This window comes from Pseudomonas sp. MD195_PC81_125, from assembly GCF_014060985.1.
Lineage (GTDB): Bacteria > Pseudomonadota > Gammaproteobacteria > Pseudomonadales > Pseudomonadaceae > Aquipseudomonas > Aquipseudomonas parakoreensis.
Genome location: NZ_JABULD010000638.1, coordinates 1 through 2440 on the forward strand (window position 1 = coordinate 1; position 2440 = coordinate 2440).

General features: G+C 62.0%; 1 protein-coding gene. It reads right to left on the reverse strand.

All coding sequences use genetic code 11. The features are described from left to right. Positions 1 to 41: 41 nt before the first annotated feature. Positions 42 to 2246, reverse strand: a complete 2205-nt coding sequence (locus HT737_RS25345; RefSeq protein ID WP_182404228.1) for a TonB-dependent siderophore receptor — start codon at positions 2244 to 2246, stop codon at positions 42 to 44. Positions 2247 to 2440 lie beyond the last annotated feature (194 nt).

Genomic DNA, 2440 nt, shown 5'->3' on the forward strand with positions numbered 1-2440 from the left:
AACGGTAAAGCTGCGGGGCCTTTGTTACGACGGGATGACGCTTAGAAGTCGATGGTGCCCGACAACTTCGCCACCCGTGGCTCACCCTGGGTCAGATAGCCGCCCTGCGCCGATTCCCAGTACTTCTTGTTGGCCAGGTTTTCGACGCCCAGACGCAGGGTCACGTCTTTCTGCGCGACCTTGAAGGCGTAACGCGCACCGGCATCGAAGCGGTTCCAGGTTGGCAGGCTGAGGTTGTTGGCCGCATCGGCATATTGGCCGCCGGTGCGCAGCATCCGCGCATTCAGCGCCACGCCTTGCAGGCCCGGTACATCCCAGTCGGCGCCGGCGTTGAACTGGAAGCTCGGCACGCCGATGGCGCGGTTGCCGTCGTTGGCACCGTTCTGGGTGTTGCGCAGTTCGGTGTCCATCAGGGTCAGGCCGCTGATCAGGCGCAGGCCGTTGATCGGCTCGCCGAAGACGTTCATCTCTACGCCTTTGTTGATCTGCTCGCCTTCACGCACGTAGGTGCAGGTGGTGGCGCTGTTGATTTCGCAGTAACCGTCGCTCGGCTGTTCGATGCGATACACGCCAAGGCTCGCGCCGTAAGTGCCCATGTCGACCTTGACCCCGGCCTCGGTCTGCTTGGAGCGCGCCGGTGCGTAGACTTCGTTGCCGTTGGTCACGCGCAAACCGCCGGTGCTGGTCGGCGAAGTCGGGCCTTGCGCCAGACCTTCGATGTGGTTGGCGTAGAACGACACGTGCTCCCACGGTTTGAAGACAATGCCGTAGACCGGCGTGGTGATCGATTCGTCGTAGCTCGACTTGCGGCTGCTGCTGCCGTAACTGGCGTAGTTGTAGCCTTGCACCACCAGTTGCTGACGACGCAGGCCGGCGGTGATCAGCAGGCGGTCATCGAAGAAACCGAGGGTGTCGGAGAGCGCGAGGCTGCGGTTGAAGGTCTTGCCGACGATGCCCGGATCGCTGAGGTCGCCGCCGGAAAAATTACCGACCGGCGACGGCGTTTCCACCGGGTGGTAGATATTGTTGGCGTACTGGGTCAGGTCGAAATCATAGGCGCTGCGCTGTTCGGCCCACAGGCCGCTCAAACCGAAATTGAGCTTGTGGCTGACCGCGCCGGTGTTGAATTTGCCGTTGAGGCCGGCCATCAGGCTGGTGTTGTCCTCGTCGTGGGGGATGAACGAGCCGGTGGTGTACGAGGCGCCGTTGTTGCCCACCAGCGTGGTTGAGTTGTAGCGGCCGACTTCGCGGGTGTGCTTGGCGCCGCCGGCAACGTACGCGGTCCAGTTGTCGTTCAGGTCGTATTCGGCGCGGAGCATGCCGAAAGTGTCTTCGATGTCGGTGTAGCCCCACTTTGGCGCGTAGTTGGTGTCGGCCGACGGCGCGTCCGGAATGTGCGTGGCGGTGCCGAGGTTGACCGAGTTGCGGCCACCGTTGACGCGTTCTTTCTGGTAGGCGAAGTCACCGGAAATACGCAGCGCGTCACCGCGATAATCGAGGCCGATGGCGAACAGTTTCGAGCGCTGGTTTTCGTGATCGATGCCGGTGTCGCCTTCGCGCTGGGACAGGTTGACCCGCGCGCCAAAGCGGTTGTCTTCGCCGAAACGCTGGCCGATATCGAGGTGCTGACCGATCCGGCCTTCACTGTTGATGTCGGTGGTGTAGCGGCGCAGCGGCTCGTCGCCGGCACGCTTGGGCTGCAGGTTGACGCCACCGCCGATGCCGGAGCCGGTCGGGGTCACGCCATTGATGAAGGCGTTCGGGCCTTTGAACACTTCCACGCGCTCCAGGGCGTCGCTGGAAATGATCTGCCGGGGCAGCACGCCGTAGAGACCGTTATAGGAAATGTCGTCACCGTTCAGCGGCAGGCCGCGAATCATGAACACCTGCGCCTGGTTGGAGAAGCCCGAAGCTTGACGCACGGAGGCATCGTTAAGCAGGACGTCGGCGACGTTTTCCGCCTGTTGGTCCTGAATCAGCTGTTCGGTGTACGACGCGGCGCTGAACGGCACGTCCATCATGTCCTGATTGCCGAGCACGCCGAGTTGACCACCACGGGCGACCTGACCGCCGGAGTAGACCGGGGGCAGGGCGTTGGGCGTCGGCGCCTGGGCGTTGACGTTGACATAGTCGAGCACCAGCGCCTTGCCGTTTTCATCGGCAGCGTGGGCGGTGACGGTCAGGGAGCACAGCAGGGCGAGAAGCGTCGGGCGGAACGGGACAGCGAGTCGAGTTGAAGCGGGCATGTCGATACCTGGAGGCGTACGGCCGGTGAGAAAATTAGAACTGCGCGGGGAACTCCTTGCGCAAATACGACTCCAGGTGCAAATGATAGGAGTTCGCAGTAACGTTTTGCAATCAGTTTGTCATCAATCCGGAAAACACATTCACCTGTAGGAGCTGCCGCAGGCTGCGATTCTTTTTGATCTTTGTCTTTTTA